This window comes from Kribbella sp. NPDC004536, assembly GCF_042873835.1.
Taxonomy (GTDB): domain Bacteria; phylum Actinomycetota; class Actinomycetes; order Propionibacteriales; family Kribbellaceae; genus Kribbella.
Genome location: NZ_JBIALY010000002.1, coordinates 79,348 through 95,153, shown reverse-complemented (window position 1 = coordinate 95,153; position 15,806 = coordinate 79,348). Strand labels below are relative to the sequence as shown.

Sequence of the window (15,806 nt, the reverse complement as noted above, 5' to 3'; positions counted from 1 at the left end):
GCGGTCAGACCGAGAAGTCGACGCCCTGGGCCAGTGGCAGCTCGCCCGAGTAGTTGATCGTGTTCGTTGCCCTGCGCATGTAAGCGCGCCAGGCGTCCGAACCCGATTCGCGACCGCCACCGGTCTCCTTCTCACCGCCGAACGCACCACCGATCTCCGCGCCCGACGTGCCGATGTTCACGTTCACGATGCCGCAGTCGGATCCCTCGGCGGACACGAACACCTCTGCCTCGGCCTGGTCGCGGGTGAAGATCGACGACGACAGGCCCTGCGGCACATCGTTGTTGAGGGCAATGGCTTCGCCCAGGTCGTCGTACATCAGCACGTACAGCAGGGGCGCGAACGTCTCGCTGCGTACGATGTCCGTCTGGCCGGGCATCGTGACGATCGCGGGCTCGACGTAGAAGGCGTCCGGTGCCGCGTCGGCGAGGACACGGTTCCCACCCGCAACCACCTTGCCCCCTTCGACCCCGGCCTGGGCGATCGCCGCCGTCATCGCGTCGTACGCCTTGCCGTGGATCAGTGGGCCGACCAACGTTCCAGGTGCCAACGGGTTGCCGATCGGAAGCCGGCCGTACGCCTCGACCAGCCGCTCGGTCAGCTCCGCCGCCACCGAGGTGTGCGCGATCACCCGGCGCATCGTCGTGCAGCGCTGCCCGGCGGTGCCGGCGGCGGAGAACACGATGCCCCGCAGCGCGAGGTCCAGATCGGCCGACGGGGTGACGACAGCGGCGTTGTTGCCGCCCAGCTCCAGTAGCGATCGCCCGAACCGGTTCGCGACCCGCGGGCCGACCGCCTTGCCCATCCGGGTCGAACCGGTCGCGCTGACCAGAGCGACACCCGAATGGTCCACCAGCGCTTCGCCGAGCTCCGGGCCGCCGACGACGACCTGCGACACATCCGCGGGCGCACCGCTCTCGGCCAGCGCGCGGTCGAGCAGCGCGGCGGACGCCCACGCGCACAACGGTGCCTGCTCCGACGGCTTCCAGATCACCGTGTCGCCGCACACCAGGGCGATGGCGGTGTTCCAGGACCAGACCGCGACCGGGAAGTTGAAGGCGCTGATCACGCCGACCACGCCGAGCGGATGCCAGGTTTCCATCAGCCGGTGCCCAGGGCGTTCGGACACCGTCGTACGGCCGTAGAGCTGCCGCGAGAGCCCGACCGCGAAGTCGCAGATGTCGATCATCTCCTGCACCTCGCCGAGGGCCTCGGAGGTGATCTTGCCGACCTCGACGCTGACCAGCGTGGCCAGGTCGGCCTTGTGTTCGGCGAGCAGCTCACCGAACCGCTTGATCACCGCGCCCCGGGCCGGCGCCGGCACCTTCCGCCACTCCCGGAAGGCGGCCTGGGACCGGGCGACCACGTCGTCGACCGCGCTCGCGCCGGCCCACCGTACGCCGCCGAGTTCACCGCCGCTCACGGGCGAGCGGTGGGTCTGGTCGCCGGTGACGGCGGTCAGGTCGACGCCACAGGCTCGGGCGGCGTCGAGCGCTTGCGCGCCGAGGACGCCGGAGGTCGGAAGATCGGTGCGGGACATGGTCAGCTCCTGATCAGACGATGTTGAGTTCGGGATGGGGTGCCGCGCCGGCGAACCGCTCGACGTCGAGCGAGCCGACGTCGATGACCGGCTCGCGATCGAGGCAGAGATCTCGGACGACCTCTCCGACCGCAGGCCCCATCAAGAAGCCGTGGCCCGAGAAACCGCAGGCGTAGACGAAGCCCGGCACGGTTCGCGACCGGCCGATGACGGCGTTGTGGTCCGGGGTCATCTCGTACAGGCCGGCCCAGCCGCTGACGAGCCCCACCTCCGCCAACGCCGGGACGCGGCGCTCGACAGCCTCGGCCAGGACCGCCAGCCAGGCGGGGTCGCGACCGGTGTCGAAGCCCCACGAGTCGACGCCCTCGGGACACCCGAGCAGCAGGCCTTCGCCTTCGGTGTGGAAGTACAGCGAGGTCGAGAAGTCGATCGTGAACGGTGTCTCCGGAGCGAGACCGGGGATCGGCGCGGTCGTCGCGATCTGACGGCGCAGTGGGACCACCGGCAGGTCCACCCCGACCCAGGTGCCGACCTGCCCTGACCACGCGCCTGCCGCGCAGACCACCTGGTCGGTCCGGATGGTGCCCGCGGCCGTCGCCACGCCGACGATCCGGCGGCCGTCGGTCTCGATCCCCGTGGCAGCGCAGTTGGTCAGCAGGACCGCTCCGGCTGTACGAGCCGCCTTCGCGTACCCCTGTACCACCGACTCCGGCGTGCAATGTCCGTCGCGAGGCGACCATGCCGCCGCGAGGATTCCGGTGGTGTCGATCAGCGGGGACAGGCGCTTCGCCTCAGCCGCCGAGACCATCCGGCTCTCGCCGCCGGCGGCGTTGTGTGCAGCGACGTTGCGCTCGAACAACTCCAGGTCGGCAACGTTGTCCACGAGGAACAGGTAGCCGCTCTGGTGCAGGTCGATCTCGGTGCCGAACAAGTCCCCGAACCGTTCGAAGACCTCCAGGCTCCGCAGGCCGATCCGGATGTTCACCTCGTCGGAGAAGAACCCCCGGACGCCACCCGCGGCCCGACAGGTCGATCCCTGCCCGAGCGCGCCCTTCTCCAGCAGTACGACCTGCTGACCGGCCGCCGCCAGGTGGTACGCGGCGCTGACACCCATGATTCCGCCGCCGATGACAACCACATCGGCCACCGCAGGCAAGACACGAGCGTGCTTCATGGCACCACCCTGCCGTCATCGGGGTCCAGGTGGAACCCTTCACCGGCAAGCAGGTTTGTCGTCAGCATAAGAATCTCTTGGCCAGTCCACAGGCGTATTCACCTCGCTGACGGGCGTATCTCGGCACGGTGCGTTTACAATCTTTCATGCTCAATCCGCTCCAGCTGCAGACCCTCCAAGCGGTGTTGCGAACAGGGTCCTTCGCCGATGCGGCCCGCGAGCTCGGCTACACCGGGTCCGCGGTGTCGCAGCAGATCGCGGCCTTGGAACGGGCGACCCGCACCGAGCTTTTCGAGCGCAGCGCGCACGGCGTCACCCCTACTCCGATGGCGCACTTCATCGTGGAGCGGGCCGATCAGGTCCTCGGCCAGTTGCGGACCCTGGAGGACGACATCGTCCTGCGGCAGCGCGGCACCGTCGGACGGATCCGCCTCGGCACCTTCCCGACCGCCGCCGAACGGCTGCTCCCCGCGGCACTTTCACGCTTCGGTTACACGCATCCAGGCGTCGCCGTGCACCTGACCGAGGGTGAACCCAACGAGTTGTTCGGGCTGTTGCAGGCACACGAGCTCGACCTCGCACTGATCTATCGGTACGGCGCGGTGCCGACGAAGGTCCCGCGTGACTTCGAGGCCGTACAAGTGCTGCGCGAAGGGCTGTACCTGCTGCTTCCGCAAACACATCCGTTGAGTGGTGGCGGGATCACCGTCGAAGACCTGCAAGCCGAGTCGTGGATCACCGCCCGCGCCGGTACCGCCGGCGCGTCCACGCTGCGCAGACTCTGCGCCGACGCGGGTTTCGAGCCGACGATCGCGCATCGCAGCAACAACTACGGCGTCGTCCACGGTCTGGTCGCGGCCGGGCTCGGCATCGCGGTCGTGCCGGAGCTGAGCCTTCGCCCCGTCGACGGGGTGACGAGCGTGCGGCTCGACGCCGAGCGGGCGTACCGCGACGTCCTCGCGGTGCGCTCCCCCATGTTGCCGGACGGCTCCTGGGACGGCCTTCTCAGCGCCTTCCGATCCGGCGACTTCCGGCCCGCCCGCGGCGAATGGACGACAGGCTAAAGAGCCTCGGCAGCGGCCTCGAACGACGCCGTGCTCTCCGCCAGATACAAGTCCTCGGGTACGTGGACCGTGCGGCCGATGCGCTCCGCGAGCCAGCCGAGATCGCGTTCGGCGCCACCCTGATCGCTGTCCATCGTGCCGGCTTCGGAGAGGTTCGACGCGAAGATGCCGGCCGCGGATCGTGGCAGGAAGTCCTCGTACACGATCGGCTCGGCAACGATCCAGCCACCCGCGACCAGCTCGTACGGTGTCGCTCCAGGCACCGGAGCCGCGGCGGGCCGCGCCGGCGAGACCCGGTAGCCGAAGTACGCCAACCGCTGGTCATGGAGCTCCTGCTCGCTGCCAGGCATCAGTTCGGCCCAGTGGTCCTGGTCGGCCATGGCCTTGTCGTAGAGGTCTCGTCCCGCCGGGGTCAGCGCGATCCCCCTGGCCTCGACTTCGCCGAAGCGCACCCGCATCGTCCCGTCGACGATCGAGCCGTCGGCCTCCCGATACCTGCGTGGCTCCGCCAGCGCCCGGAAGGAGGTCTGCCGCAGCAGAACGTCCGGCCCGTCCCAGCGTGGCGGTCCCTGGATCTTGTCGATCATCTCGATCCCACGGGCCTGCATGTCGGCGTACAGCTCGTCGATGTCGAGGACTCGCGGAGTGAGGTGATTGATGTGAGTCGTGGTGACGCCACCGATGTCGGCAGCGACACCAGACACCCGTTCGAGTTCGTCGTACCAGGCGCGGTCGACCGGTTCGCCGGACAGTGCGAACGAGGCGGTGGCGAGATCGAGGAAGCGCCCGGCAGCATCCGCCTGCAGCCCCCCGTCGGCCTCGGCCCGGTCGGCGAGCTCGAGAACCTCGGGATCGAAGAGCCGGCGACGCGAGATGAACTGCTTGAGCCGTCGTTCGAGGTCGGCGTCGAAGAACCGCCGGTCCTCGGGCACCAGCATGCTGGTGAACACCCGGAACGGATTCTTGGCGAGCTCGGTGCGATCGGTCGGCCGGAACGCCGTCGAGACCACCGGGATCGGCCGCGGGTGGGCGTCCCGCAGATCGTAGAAACCCGTCGGACTCATACCGAGCGCGCTGAAGACCCTGGCCACCTGCGCGAGCTCGGCCGGGCTGCCGACCCGGATCGCCCCGTGGCGCTCCGCGGTGACCCGATCGATCGAGCCGAGCCGCTCGGCGTCCGCGCCGTCACGTTCGAGGACGCGCTTGTTCACCTGCTGCGAGACCTCGAGCAAGGTCGTGTACGCCGGGACCTCCTTGCCGTAGAGATCCGAGAGCCGGCCGGCGAAGCGGGCTCGCAGCGTGGTCGAATCGACGAACATCACATCTCCTCCGGGGGAATCTGACCGCGCTTGCGCATGGCAGCGCGAACCCGGTCCTGGGCGAGCAGCTGAGCGGCCTCGTGGGGAGGGACCTGCCGGCTGCGGGCCTCCGCCAGTACGGTGACGACGTTCGCCCGGATCTTCGACGAGATCATCGGGAAAACGTCGGCGGGGTCGACGGTGAACGGCGAGTACCTCGCATCCATCGAATGCGCCGCCGCGACGATGCCGCCGGCATTCGCGATGAAGTCCGGTACCACGGGAATGCCGCGGGCGGCCAGCACTTCGCGTGCCGCCGCGGTGGTCGGAAGGTTCGCACCCTCGACGATCAGTCGAGCGCTGGTCGCGGCAGCAAGGTCCTTGTCGATGACATCTTGAACAGCGGCCGGAACGAGAATGTCGGCAGCCGCGGTCAACACGGCTTCAGCGGGCTGAACCGCCGTCCCGCAGTGGTGGACACAGGAGTCTCCGTATTCGTTGCGGAGGGCAAGCAGCGCGGAGGTGTCGAGGCCTTCGGGGTCCAGTACCGCGCCTTGGGACGTGGCAATACCGACCACGACGGCGCCGAGCGCGACCAGTCGCTCGACGGCCGCAGAGCCGACGGCCCCGAACCCCTGAACGGTCACCCTGGCGTCGGCAAGCGACAGTCCGACGACCTGCGCGGCCGCGTCGACAGCCTCCGCGACGCCGTAGCCCGTGACGCCGAGCTCGTCGTACGGGAGACCGCCCAACGCGCGCGGCAGACCGACCGCGGCGCCGAGGTCACCGAGTTCGTCGGCGAACACGGCCGCGTCGTCCTCGGACAGACCCATGTCCAGGCCGAAGACGTACTCGCTCGGCACCTCGTTCCGCAACGCCCGGGCGAACGCGCGCAGGATCCGTTCCTTGTCCGGCGCGGCGGGGTCGCCGAGGATGCCGGCCTTGGCGCCACCGTGGAACAGATCCACCGCGGCCCATTTCCAGGTCATCGTGCGCGCCAACCGGGCGACCTCTCTCACCGTGAGAGTCGGGCTCATCCTGGTACCACCCTTGCCCATGCCCCGGGCCGAATTGTCGATGACCAGGACGCCTTTCATCCCCGTCCGCCGGTCGGAAACGCACACGACCTTCTCGGGACCCCACTCGTCCATCAGTTCGAAGGTATCGCTCAGCACCGATCCACTCCTCGTCTCCGGGCGTCATCCATCCCACCGCAGCGCGCGGCTGCCCACCAGACGGCGAGGACGGCTGACTCGAGGGCGAGGCCAAGAGGTTCTGGCGCTCGGCCTCGTCGTCACTCCGACGCTGTTTACGGGGTTGCTGTACGGTTAACTTCATCGATGATGAAGAAAGGTGCAGCCGGATGCGCGTGATCGTGATCGGTGCGGGACTCGGTGGTCTGACGCTGGCCAACGGACTGCGTCAGGCGGGGATCGACGTCGTGGTGTACGAACGGGACGGTCCGCAAGGTCGCGCGCAGGGCATCAGCCTGCACTTCGACGATCGTGGGGTGGGAGCGGTACGGGCCTGCCTGCCACCGGCGCAGGTGGCGATGGTGGAGGCCACCATGGGCGGATCGCGCGAGCAGGCTCTGACGCTGTCCGAAGTGGATGGCGAGCTCGTGATCGAGAGCAGCCAGACGCTCGACGCGAAGACGGGGCCGGTGCGGCCCGGACGGCAGGTGGACCGGCCGTTGCTGCGAGCGGTGTTGCTCAGTGGGCTGGGCGACGCGGTGCGGTTCGGTGCGCAGCTCACGCGGATCGACCAGCTGGTGGACGGCACCGTACGGGCGTGGTTCGCCGACGGCCGTACGGACGTCGCCGACGTACTGGTCGGTGCGGACGGGATCGGGTCGACGGTCCGCAGCCAGTACCTGCCGGACGTACGCGTCGTCGACACGGGCAAGCGCATGCTCATGGGCGCGACCCCACTGCGACGCGCGGCCGCCACTGGCCTACCCGACCTGATCGGGCACAGCGCCGCGCGGGCGCAGGCCGGCGGCAGGATGATGGCGATGGGTGTACTGCGCTTCACGCAGGCTCCGGCCGCAGCGCGTGCGGAATTGCTGCCCACGTTGGATTCCCGAGCCGTGGCCGACGCCGAAGATTACCTGATGTGGGCGTTGCCAACGACCCGGGAGCAGCTGGGTCCGGCCGAGTCACCGCAGGCCCTGTGGCGGCTGGCGCAGGACCTGGCCGGCGAGCTTCCCCGGAGGCTGCGCGAGGTCGTCGAGGCGGCGTGGCCGGAGCGCACGCTCGTACTCAAGGCCGCGATGATCCCGCCGGCGCCGGCCTGGACGCCTGCCGCGGTCACGCTCCTCGGTGACGCGATCCACGTGACACCTGGGTTCGGCGGCAACCTCGCGATGCAGGACGGGCAGCGCCTGTGCGACGAACTCGTACGGGCCGCACAAGGCGAGCAGGAGGTGCAGGCCGCGATCGGCGCGTACGAGGAACGGATGCGCCGCGACAGCTACTCCCCCGCCGTCAGCACCGCTGCCGGGTCAACCGCATGAGGTTCGACCTGCTGACGCAGAAGTCGTTGTCGGTGTTCACCGCGGTCGGCGGCTGGCGCACAGTGGCGGAATCTCTCGCGTCCCGAGCGGTCTTCCTGATCACCTATCTGATCACCGAACGAGTACTGGTCGCTGCGCTGGTCGCGGTCGGTGCTGTGTGCATCGTTGCGGTCGCACGAGTGTGGACGGACCGGAAGTACTGGCAAGCGGCCACCGGGTTGCTCACTGTCGGAGTATCGTCCTTCATGGCCGGGAGCAGTGGGCAGGCGGTCAACTTCTATCTGACCGGTGTGCTGGCCAGCGTGGTCGGCGGGACGGTGTTCCTCGTGTCCATGCTGGTGCGGTGGCCGGTGATCGGTCTCGCGGTAGGAGCGGCGCGCGGTGACCGGTTCGGCTGGCGGCGGGATCGGGCGCTCCGGAAGCAGTACCAGAAATGCACGGCGGTCTTCCTGTCGAAGTTCGTGATCGGCGCCGTGGTGATGGTGCCGCTTTACCTGACCGGCAAGGTGATCCCGCTCGCGATCTCGAACACCCTGCTGACCATGCCCGCACTGGCCGCGTGCGTCTACTTCAGCTGGCGCATCCTGCGCACCGAAGCCGTCTAGCAACGCCCGAGGACGTCGCTCGGGTTCAGGTCGGCGCCTGAAAGGCGCGGGTATTGTCGCGCGCATGACGGAATCGACGCGTCCCGGCCGGCCCGGCCGCTGGCGTTCCGGGGCGGAGAGCAAGCAGCGGATCCTCGACGCCGCCCGCACCCACTTCCTCGAGCACGGCTACGCCGGCACGACGGTTCGGGCTGTCGCCGCCGAGGCCGGCGTCGACCCGGCGATGGTCTTCTACTTCTTCGGCACCAAACAAGGCCTGTTCGGTGCCGCCGTCAACCTTTCCGCGGCCGTACCCCCGGCGATCGAGTCGATCTTCACCGGCGGCCTGGACGGCATCGGCGAGCGCATCGTCCGTACGCTCGTCGGCAGCCTCGACAGCTCCGACCGCACCCCGCTGGCGATGCTGACCCGCTCCGCCCCACCCCCACAGCAGTCCGAAACGCTCCTCCGCGAGTTCATCCACCGGGAGATCACCACGCGCCTGGCCGAGCTGGTCCCCGGACCGGACGCCGAGGTCCGGGCCGGCATGGTGAATGTACAGATCCTCGGCCTCGCGGTCGCCCGGTACATCGTCCAGGTCGAACCGGTTGCCTCGGCCGGGGTCGACGACCTGGCGGCCTGGTTCGGCCCGATCATCGAGCGGTGCCTCACCGGCGTCTGACAATTGTCACGATGAATCGATGCGCAACGTCGCTACACAGCGCAACGAACGCTCGGGATGATCGTGATCATGACGACACAGAGCAACACAACCATGGCCGACCCCGAAGTTCGCGAGAAGTTGCGCATCGCCCGGACGCTGCTCGGCGGCTACGCGGTGGTCAGCGTGCTGACCTTGCTGGCGATCGTGGTGTTCAGCGGCAACCACGACATCGTGACGAGTGCGGTCTGGATCCGTGGTTCCGTCCTCGCGGTGGCCTCGCTGGTCACCTTCGCCCTCGGCGTTTCGATGGCGAACGGCTCTCGCAGCAGCTATCGCCGGGTGCAGATCATCACGCTGGCCCAAGTGGTGGCAGTGCTCGTGATCGAGTCCCTACCCGGCACCTTCCCGGCGTGGTTCAAGATGGAGAACGGGGTTTGCGGCACCTTGCTGCTGATCGTCTTCCTCGTGACCCTCGCACGCCCGGTCCGCGCCGCCTTCAGCACGCGTTGAGCGTCGCGCAGCCCATTGCCGGTACGGTGACCGACGTGGACCAACGGCTCGACGCCACACAAGTGCGTGGCTCGGATGAGCGGCGCAGGCTGTTGCTCTCGCTGGGCATGCTCTGCTACCCGTTTCTCGCGGCCGCCGGCGTCGCCCAGTACGCACGCGGCGCCGGCCTCGTGGTCGGCTACATCCTCCTCGCCGGCATCTCCATCTGCTATCTGGCTGTCGTGATGGCATCGATGCGATCGGCCTGGCGGGTGTACTGGCTGCTACTGATGTTCATGACGGTGATGGCCGTCCTGGTAGCTCCGCTGGCCCACGAGTCCGTCATGATCCTCACCGCAGTCATCGTGCCGGCCGCTGCGGCGCGAGTCAGTGCTCGACCGGCCGTCGCCCTCGTGGGCCTGGGTGTCGCGGCATGCGTCGTGACACCGATGCTCGTGTCCGGCTGGGACACCGGCCAGGGTTGGTACTACGCCGTGGCCGTCATCTTCACAACTGTCCTGGTCCACGCTTTCAGCCGTACCGCCGAGGCGAACCAGCAGTTGCGCGAGGCCCGGGCGGAAGTCGCCAGACTGGCGTCCGATGCTGAGCGCAACCGGATCGCACGGGACCTGCACGACCTGCTCGGCCATTCACTCACCGCCATCACCGTGAAGAGCGGGCTGGCCCGGCGGCTGGCCGCCGACGGCCCGCCGGCGGCGCTGGCCGAGATCGAATCGGTCGAGCAGTTGGCTCGCCAGACGCTGGCCGACGTACGGGCTGCGGTCTCCGGCTACCAGGACGTCACGCTTGCCGGCGAACTCGCGCGTGGCCGCGAACTGCTGCGGGCCGCGGGGGTCGCCGCCGATCTGCCCACTGCCTGCGACATGGTGCCGTCGAGTCGGCAGGAGCTGTTCGGCTGGGTCGTCCGTGAGGGTCTGACGAACGTGGTGCGGCACGCACGGGCGAGTCGGTGCACGGTCGCGCTCACCGCCTCGGCCGTAGAGGTGCGCGACGACGGCGTCGGCGGATCGGATGGCACCGGCTCGGGCCTCGACGGCCTCCGGGCCAGGGTGGCCGCGGCTGGTGGCGTACTGACCGCCGGTCCGGCGGACCCCCGCGGCTGGTCCTTGCGAGTGGAGGCGCCGCAATGACGATCCGGCTGCTGCTCGCCGACGACCAGGAACTGATCCGGCAGGCGTTGTGCACCCTGCTCGACCTCGAGCCCGACTTCGAGGTGGTGGCCTCCGTGGGCCGCGGCGACGAGGTCGCACCCGCGGCACTGGAGCACACCCCGGACGTCGCGCTGCTGGACATCGACATGCCGGGGCTGGACGGGCTCGCCGCCGCCGCGGTCCTGGCCGCACAGGTACCCGACTGCCGGGTGGTCATCCTGACCACCTTCGGCCGTACCGGCTACCTCCGCCGCGCGATGGAGGCGGGCGCGGTGGGCTTCGTCGTCAAGGACGCTCCGGCCGAGACGCTCGTCGACGCCATCCGGCGGGTCGCGGCCGGCGAGCGGGTGGTCGACCCCGCGCTGGCCGCCGCCACCCTGGCGGCAGGCGAGTCCCCGCTCACCGCACGCGAACGTGACGTGCTGATCGCGGCTCGCACCGACGCCAGCGTCGCCCAGATCGCGGCACGCCTCTATCTTGCCGAGGGCACCGTACGCAACTACCTCTCCGGCGCCACCTCGAAAACCGGCACCCGCAACCGCATCGAAGCCCTCCGGGTCGCCGAGGAACGCGGCTGGCTTTAACCAGCCGTTGTCATGACTGGAGGTCGCGGCGGCGTAGGCCCGCCAGAGCGCCGCCCGCCAGCAGCAGCGCGATGGCGATCAACGCGATCACCGGGACGGCCGAGAACTCGGCCACCGGCAGGCCCGGGGTCTGTGCGTACGGCGAGATCTTCAGGATCGACGACGACGCGCCGAACAGTTCGACCGCGAACTCGAGGACGAAGCACAGCCCCAGTGCCGCGTACGCGATCACGGCGGCCTGCCTCGGAACGAATCCGTAGCACAGAGCCGCGATACCGGCGAGCACGAGCACCGCGGGCAACCGCACAAGTGCCGCGGCCAGCAGGTCGCCCAGCTCGCCGAGACCCGCGCCGTCGGAGGCGCCGTACGCCAGGCCGATACCGATGCCCAGCGCGGCCAGGACGATCGCCGATCCGAGTGCGGCCAGCACGAAGTGCCCCGCGGCCCACCGGAGCCGGTCGACCGGTCCGGACAGCAGCAACTCGATCCGGCTGGACTGTTCCTCGGCGTACGGCCGGAGCGTGGCCTGGATGGCGTAGATCGTGACGACCTGACTCGTGAGGTAGATGATCAGCGCGAAGAATCCGTCGACCGGACGGGCGGTGCCGTCACCGACGCGCGCGACCATGTCGCGCAACGTCGGGCTCTCCTCCAACTGCTTCGCGATCGTCTGCGCCGCCGCGCCGAGCCCGGCACCGAACAGCAGCAGGCCGACGGCCCAGGCCAGCAGCACACCACGCTGCAACCGCCAGGCCAGGCCGAACGCCGTACGCAGTCGGGGCGACGCGTTCGCCGGTCCGGGCCGGGCCGGCAGCAACCCGGCGCCGAAGTCCCGGCGGTTCGACAGTACGTACGCCGCCGCGCCGAGCAGTCCGCACAACCCGAGCACCAGCAGCAGCGGCCACCAATGGTTTCCGGCGAACGGCCGGACGTGCTGCGTCCAGCCGAACGGCGACAGCCACGACAGCCAGCCGGTGGAGCCGAGGTCGGCCAGACCGCGTACGACGTACAGGACGGCGAGCACGACCGTGGTGAGGCCGACCGCGGCGCGGGCACCTTCTGTCAGTTGTGCCGCGACCGCGGCGAACGCGGCGAACGTCCAGCCCGCCGCCGCCATCGAGAGGCCGGTGGCGAACGAACCCCCGATCGCGAACCCGAGCCCAGTCAGGCCGGCCCCGATCACTAACCCGGTAAGGAGATTCGCGAGGAAGGCGACGACCAGGACAGCCGTCAACGGCGCCTGCCGGCCGACCACGGCCGAGCCGAGCAGCTCCCGGCGGCCGGATTCCTCCTCGGCCCGGGTGTGCCGGATCACCAGCAGCAGACTGGCCACGGACAGCAGCAGGGCGGCCTGCCCACGCGGCCGCCAGGCGGCGATCCCGGCCACCGACGCGTCGTAGATCGGGCCGATCGCGAACAGCTGCGTCGGATCGTCCGCGGTCGCGTCGCGCAACGCCTGCCTCGCTGCCTCGGTCGGGCACGCGCCCGACACGGACGAGGCCACGCCGAGCACGAGCAGGATCGCGATGCCGAACCACACCGGGATCCGGACCCGGTCGCGCCGCAGGATCAACCGGATCAAGGCAGCGGTACCGGTCATCGGTTCACCACCGTCAGCTCGTCGTTCGCGGCGGTGTCCTGGTAGTGCTGCAGGAACATCTCCTCCAGTGTCGGCGGCTGACTCACGAGGCTGCGTACGCCCACCGCGGCGAGCGCCCGGAGCACGTCGGAAAGCGCGTCGGAGTCGACCTGGCAACTCAACCGGGTTCCGTCGGCCTGCACGTCGTGCACGCCGGGAAGCTCCGCGAGCGACGGCAGCGGGCGCTCCAGCTCGGCGGTGATCGAGACCCGGGTGAAATGCCGCAGTTCGGCGAGGGTCCCGCTCTCGATCGCCTTGCCCTTACGGATGATCGTCACCCGGTCACACAGCGCCTCGACCTCGGAGAGGATGTGGCTCGACAGCAGCACGGTACGGCCGCTGTCCCGTTCGTCCCGGATGCAGTCCTGGAAGATGTCCTCCATCAGCGGATCCAGCCCCGAGGTCGGCTCGTCGAGGACCAGCAGCTCGACGTCCGAGGCCAGCGCGGCGACCAGCGCGACCTTCTGCCGGTTGCCCTTGGAGTACGTACGCCCAAGCTTTCGCGGATCCAGCTCGAACCGGTCGAGCAGCTCGGTACGTCGCGCCGGGTCCAGCCCGCCGCGCAACCGGCCGAGCAGGTCGATGATCTCGCCGCCGGACAGGTTCGGCCACAGCGTCACGTCACCGGGAACGTAGGCCAGCCGCCGATGCAGGGCGGTCGCGTCCCGCCACGGGTCACCCCCGAGCAGTTCCGCGTGGCCGGAGTCGCTGCGCAGCAGGCCGAGCAGGACCCGGATCGTGGTCGACTTCCCGGCGCCGTTCGGGCCGAGGAAACCGTGTACCTCTCCGGCGCGGACGGTCAGGTCGAGTCCGTCCAGCGCGCGTGTCCGGCCGAATTCCTTCACCAGGCCGGACACCGAGATCGCGTTTGTCATACCGGCAGCGTACACAGTTTTCACGAAAAGCGTGAAAGTTGAGAATTCTCGCTAAACTGCCTGACATGACCGAGATCCAGGACGGCACGCACGCCGGGGACGTGGAGGCGAGGCGATTCGTCGAGCGGTTCGCCGTGATGCTGTCCGACTCCGGCTATCCCCGGATGGCGGCGCGCGTGTTCGCCGCCATCCTCACCGCTCCCGAGGGGCGGCGGACGGCGGTGGAGCTGACCGAGCAGCTCGAGGTCGGCCCGTCGGCGGTCTCCGGCGCGGTGAAGTACCTGATGCGCGTCGGCATGGTCGTCCGCGAGCGCGAGCCCGGTGAGCGGCGCGACCACTACCGCGCGCACCCGTCGGCCTGGTTCGACGCGGTGGCGTCGAACCTCGACGTGTTCGAGCGGTTCGAGACCGGCGCCGGTGAGGGTGTGGACGTCTTCGGCGCCGGCACCCCGGTCGGTGACCGGCTCGACGAGGTGCGCCGGTTCTTCGCGTTCCTCCGCGAAGAGGTCCCGCTGCTGCTGGAGAAGTGGAGGCAGCAGCAAGACTCGCGGTGATCCTCAGGGCTTCCAGATGTACGGGATCGTGACCGACACCGGGCGCAGGCCGAGGCGGGCGAGAATGCCGCGGCTGTCCGGTGAGGCGTCGACCTGCAGGTACCGGTAGCCGCGTTCGACCGCGAGGTTCCGGCGGTACGCGACGTGCGCGCGGTAGATGCCCTTGCCGCGCCACTCGGCCAGCGTCGAACCGCCCCACAGCGACGCGAACTCCGTACCGGCGTGGAACCGGATCCACGATCCGCAGACCACCTTCGAGACGTCCTCGTCGGTCTCCGCGACGATCACGACGGCCGGCTCGTCGGCATCGGCGAGATCGCGGCTCAACGCGTCCGGCAGCCAGTCGTGTGAGTAGCCCCACACCTCTTCTTCCATCGCCTGCATCCGCTCCAGGTCCGCGCGCTCGGTGATCTCGCGGATCCGGATCCCGTCCGGCAGAACGACGTCGGCCTGCAGTTCCGCGACGTCACCGATGAGCAGGCATTCCTCCTCGTCGGGGACGAGTCCGGCCGCGGTCAGCCGCTCAGGCAGGTCCGCCGGCAGGTCGTGCGTGTAGTACTTCCACTCGAACTTCACGCCGCGTTCGCGGAAGAACGCGACCTGGTCGGCGATCAACTGGTCGAGCTCAGGCCCGTCTGCACCGCCGAGGTACTGGACGAAGCCGTCGCCCTCGAAGCCGACCTTGCGGATCAGCGCGTCGAACCGGTCGATCGTGCCGCCGTTCGCACTGCCCGGACGGGTGCGGATCTGCTGGTCGTACGCGGTCCGGAGCGCAACCGCCTGCGGGGAGTCGTCGAGAGGAATCACGGGAACAGTAGACCAGGACGCGCAAGCAGATTTCGCGCGTCGGCATGCGGGTGCTGGAGGGGTCAGGCACCATGGAGGCCGTGAGCACCCCCAATCCGCGTCGGCCGATCATGCCCGGCAACAAGCTGTTCGAGTCGCTGCCCGGTGCCGCCGACCCGGCGACCGTCACCGAGGCCGCGCACCGGACCGCCGAACTGCTGGTCCGCGGGGTGCGCAGGTCCGAGGACGCCGAGGTGCACGCGCGGGTCGTCAAACTCGCCGACGAGTACGGCCTCGACGAACTCGCCGAGCTCTGGTCCGACTCCCCCGCCGACTCCCTCCCCGGTGCGCTCTGGCGGCTGTACGTACTGCGCTCCTGGGTGCACGCCAACGCCGACGAGGTCTCCCGCGAGTTCAGCACCGGCCGTTCGTACGCCGAGGTCCACGCCGTCGTCGCCGGTGTCGCGGAACCCCCTGGTCCGCGCGAGGTCCGCGACATGGTCGACGCCGTACTCCGCGGTGTCGCGACCGGCGACTTCGCCACCACACTTGACCGCGCCGCCGCGTTCGCCCGCATCATCGCCACCGGCCGCGCCCACCTCGCCGACGACGGCCACGACCGCGTCCTGTCCGCCGCCAAACTGGTCGAGACCGCAGACCAGCTCCAGACCGCGGCCCGCTCGGAACGCGCCGGGCAACTCTGGTAGTTGCACGCGTCGCCAACCGGTGCTATGGCCAAATCCCAACAGGACAAGGCGTTTGAGCACCCGCTACACTGTTCGAGGTGTCGGGCCGGTGCAAGCCCCGGGTCCCAAATTAAGCCGCCACGAGCGGCCACGCGCCGTGAGGCGCTTCCCGGCCCGACACC

At 69.5% G+C, this 15,806-nt stretch carries 16 protein-coding genes; 9 read left to right on the top strand and 7 right to left on the bottom strand.

Going from position 1 to position 15,806, the window contains the following annotated elements; genetic code table 11:
- Positions 1 to 4: 4 nt before the first annotated feature.
- Together ACFYRU_RS15410 and ACFYRU_RS15405 are read right to left on the bottom strand one after the other, a co-directional pair.
- Complete coding sequence (locus tag ACFYRU_RS15410) at positions 5 to 1,540, bottom strand: aldehyde dehydrogenase family protein (RefSeq protein WP_387658393.1); 1,536 nt, start codon at positions 1,538 to 1,540, stop codon at positions 5 to 7.
- Positions 1,541 to 1,553: 13 nt separating this feature from the next.
- On the bottom strand, positions 1,554 to 2,714 hold the full coding sequence (locus tag ACFYRU_RS15405; RefSeq protein WP_387658390.1) for an NAD(P)/FAD-dependent oxidoreductase: 1,161 nt from the start codon (positions 2,712 to 2,714) through the stop codon (positions 1,554 to 1,556).
- Positions 2,715 to 2,860: 146 nt separating this feature from the next.
- Between ACFYRU_RS15405 and ACFYRU_RS15400 the strand changes: the two genes are divergently transcribed.
- Positions 2,861 to 3,778 carry a LysR family transcriptional regulator gene (locus ACFYRU_RS15400; RefSeq protein WP_387658387.1) on the top strand — a complete coding sequence of 306 codons (918 nt, stop codon included), beginning with the start codon at positions 2,861 to 2,863 and terminating at the stop codon, positions 3,776 to 3,778.
- Here the strand turns inward: ACFYRU_RS15400 and ACFYRU_RS15395 are convergent.
- Together ACFYRU_RS15395 and ACFYRU_RS15390 are read right to left on the bottom strand one after the other, a co-directional pair.
- Complete coding sequence (locus ACFYRU_RS15395) at positions 3,775 to 5,097, bottom strand: 2-oxoadipate dioxygenase/decarboxylase family protein (RefSeq protein ID WP_387658384.1); 1,323 nt, start codon at positions 5,095 to 5,097, stop codon at positions 3,775 to 3,777. The two genes, ACFYRU_RS15400 and ACFYRU_RS15395, sit on opposite strands and share 4 nt — an antisense overlap.
- The gene (locus ACFYRU_RS15390; protein WP_387658381.1) at positions 5,097 to 6,251 is read right to left on the bottom strand and encodes a Glu/Leu/Phe/Val dehydrogenase; all 1,155 of its coding nucleotides are present in this window, start codon (positions 6,249 to 6,251) and stop codon (positions 5,097 to 5,099) included. The genes ACFYRU_RS15395 and ACFYRU_RS15390 overlap by 1 nt, the downstream gene beginning before the upstream one ends.
- A 188-nt stretch (positions 6,252 to 6,439) precedes the next feature.
- Between ACFYRU_RS15390 and ACFYRU_RS15385 the strand changes: the two genes are divergently transcribed.
- The 6 genes from ACFYRU_RS15385 (at position 6,440) to ACFYRU_RS15360 (ending at position 11,084) form a co-directional block, all read left to right on the top strand.
- A complete protein-coding gene (locus tag ACFYRU_RS15385) occupies positions 6,440 to 7,591 on the top strand; it encodes an FAD-dependent oxidoreductase (protein WP_387658379.1) in 1,152 nt (383 codons plus the stop codon).
- Positions 7,588 to 8,196 carry a DUF3159 domain-containing protein gene (locus ACFYRU_RS15380; protein ID WP_387658376.1) on the top strand — a complete coding sequence of 203 codons (609 nt, stop codon included), beginning with the start codon at positions 7,588 to 7,590 and terminating at the stop codon, positions 8,194 to 8,196. Before ACFYRU_RS15385 ends, ACFYRU_RS15380 begins: the two co-directional genes overlap by 4 nt.
- 64 nt (positions 8,197 to 8,260) lie before the next feature.
- A complete protein-coding gene (locus ACFYRU_RS15375; RefSeq protein ID WP_387658374.1) occupies positions 8,261 to 8,857 on the top strand; it encodes a TetR family transcriptional regulator in 597 nt (198 codons plus the stop codon).
- 69 nt (positions 8,858 to 8,926) lie between these two features.
- The gene (locus ACFYRU_RS15370; protein WP_387658371.1) at positions 8,927 to 9,349 is read left to right on the top strand and encodes a hypothetical protein; all 423 of its coding nucleotides are present in this window, start codon (positions 8,927 to 8,929) and stop codon (positions 9,347 to 9,349) included.
- Between the two features lie 35 nt (positions 9,350 to 9,384).
- Entirely contained in the window at positions 9,385 to 10,479 is a 1,095-nt protein-coding gene (locus ACFYRU_RS15365) for a sensor histidine kinase (protein WP_387658369.1), read from the top strand.
- A complete protein-coding gene (locus ACFYRU_RS15360; protein ID WP_387658366.1) occupies positions 10,476 to 11,084 on the top strand; it encodes a response regulator in 609 nt (202 codons plus the stop codon). Before ACFYRU_RS15365 ends, ACFYRU_RS15360 begins: the two co-directional genes overlap by 4 nt.
- A 10-nt stretch (positions 11,085 to 11,094) precedes the next feature.
- Here ACFYRU_RS15360 and ACFYRU_RS15355 read toward each other — a convergent pair whose 3' ends face one another.
- Positions 11,095 to 12,684, bottom strand: a complete 1,590-nt coding sequence (locus tag ACFYRU_RS15355) for an ABC transporter permease (RefSeq protein ID WP_387658363.1) — start codon at positions 12,682 to 12,684, stop codon at positions 11,095 to 11,097.
- The gene (locus ACFYRU_RS15350) at positions 12,681 to 13,598 is read right to left on the bottom strand and encodes an ATP-binding cassette domain-containing protein (RefSeq protein ID WP_387658360.1); all 918 of its coding nucleotides are present in this window, start codon (positions 13,596 to 13,598) and stop codon (positions 12,681 to 12,683) included. Before ACFYRU_RS15350 ends, ACFYRU_RS15355 begins: the two co-directional genes overlap by 4 nt.
- Positions 13,599 to 13,663: 65 nt before the next feature.
- Here ACFYRU_RS15350 and ACFYRU_RS15345 point away from each other — a divergent pair, with 65 nt between their 5' ends.
- Complete coding sequence (locus tag ACFYRU_RS15345; RefSeq protein ID WP_387658357.1) at positions 13,664 to 14,152, top strand: GbsR/MarR family transcriptional regulator; 489 nt, start codon at positions 13,664 to 13,666, stop codon at positions 14,150 to 14,152.
- 3 nt (positions 14,153 to 14,155) lie between these two features.
- On the opposite strand, the gene ACFYRU_RS15340 is transcribed toward ACFYRU_RS15345, so the two are convergent.
- Positions 14,156 to 14,959: a GNAT family N-acetyltransferase gene (locus ACFYRU_RS15340; protein WP_387658354.1), complete on the bottom strand. Its 804-nt coding sequence runs from the start codon at positions 14,957 to 14,959 to the stop codon at positions 14,156 to 14,158.
- 80 nt (positions 14,960 to 15,039) lie between these two features.
- On the opposite strand from ACFYRU_RS15340, the gene ACFYRU_RS15335 reads away from it, so the two are divergent.
- The gene (locus ACFYRU_RS15335; protein WP_387658351.1) at positions 15,040 to 15,645 is read left to right on the top strand and encodes a hypothetical protein; all 606 of its coding nucleotides are present in this window, start codon (positions 15,040 to 15,042) and stop codon (positions 15,643 to 15,645) included.
- Positions 15,646 to 15,806: the final 161 nt, after the last annotated feature.

Bases quoted from the DNA above. Each gene is read 5' to 3' on its own strand.
- ACFYRU_RS15405 (WP_387658390.1), bottom strand. From the start codon at position 2,714: ATGAAGCACGCTCGTGTCTTGCCTGCGGTGGCCGATGTGGTTGTCATC.
- ACFYRU_RS15345 (WP_387658357.1), top strand. From the start codon at position 13,664: ATGACCGAGATCCAGGACGGCACGCACGCCGGGGACGTGGAGGCGAGG.
- ACFYRU_RS15350 (WP_387658360.1), bottom strand. From the start codon at position 13,598: ATGACAAACGCGATCTCGGTGTCCGGCCTGGTGAAGGAATTCGGCCGG.
- ACFYRU_RS15380 (WP_387658376.1), top strand. From the start codon at position 7,588: ATGAGGTTCGACCTGCTGACGCAGAAGTCGTTGTCGGTGTTCACCGCG.
- ACFYRU_RS15355 (WP_387658363.1), bottom strand. From the start codon at position 12,684: ATGACCGGTACCGCTGCCTTGATCCGGTTGATCCTGCGGCGCGACCGG.
- ACFYRU_RS15395 (WP_387658384.1), bottom strand. From the start codon at position 5,097: ATGTTCGTCGATTCGACCACGCTGCGAGCCCGCTTCGCCGGCCGGCTC.
- ACFYRU_RS15375 (WP_387658374.1), top strand. From the start codon at position 8,261: ATGACGGAATCGACGCGTCCCGGCCGGCCCGGCCGCTGGCGTTCCGGG.
- ACFYRU_RS15385 (WP_387658379.1), top strand. From the start codon at position 6,440: ATGCGCGTGATCGTGATCGGTGCGGGACTCGGTGGTCTGACGCTGGCC.
- ACFYRU_RS15370 (WP_387658371.1), top strand. From the start codon at position 8,927: ATGACGACACAGAGCAACACAACCATGGCCGACCCCGAAGTTCGCGAG.
- ACFYRU_RS15360 (WP_387658366.1), top strand. From the start codon at position 10,476: ATGACGATCCGGCTGCTGCTCGCCGACGACCAGGAACTGATCCGGCAG.
- ACFYRU_RS15410 (WP_387658393.1), bottom strand. From the start codon at position 1,540: ATGTCCCGCACCGATCTTCCGACCTCCGGCGTCCTCGGCGCGCAAGCG.
- ACFYRU_RS15400 (WP_387658387.1), top strand. From the start codon at position 2,861: ATGCTCAATCCGCTCCAGCTGCAGACCCTCCAAGCGGTGTTGCGAACA.